We start from the raw sequence: 280 nt of genomic DNA, 5'->3' as shown, positions 1-280 counted from the left end.
CCTGATTGGCAGTGTTAACAATAGACGCCAATTCAGCACGGTAAATTTTATGCTCATTAATATTTAAGGTTTCAAATATGGGTTGCCCCATCGTTGATAATAAAATACTTAATGTATGAAATAATTCTTCACAATCTGCTTTGAGCGGGGCAGGCGTGTGAGGTAATGAGCCATTATTACCATTTAATAACTCGTAGCGGGCTGCCTGTTTTGCTGTTTCAATAGCTTTGTATTCTAAGTAAAGAGCATGAGTTTGAGTAATAGTGTTATTGGTTGATAG

Annotated in this window: 1 protein-coding gene; it reads right to left on the bottom strand. The window is 36.8% G+C overall.

Annotation, left to right across the window (positions count from 1 at the left end; all coding sequences use genetic code 11):
* A partial coding sequence (locus AAEY79_RS14620; protein WP_352289037.1) for a hypothetical protein occupies nucleotides 1-280 on the bottom strand: 280 nt, incomplete at both ends.

It is taken from the genome of Psychrobacter sp. GW64-MNA-CIBAN-0177 (genome assembly GCF_040309585.1).
Lineage (GTDB): Bacteria > Pseudomonadota > Gammaproteobacteria > Pseudomonadales > Moraxellaceae > Psychrobacter > Psychrobacter okhotskensis.
This window is presented reverse-complemented; position numbering and strand designations above follow the sequence as displayed.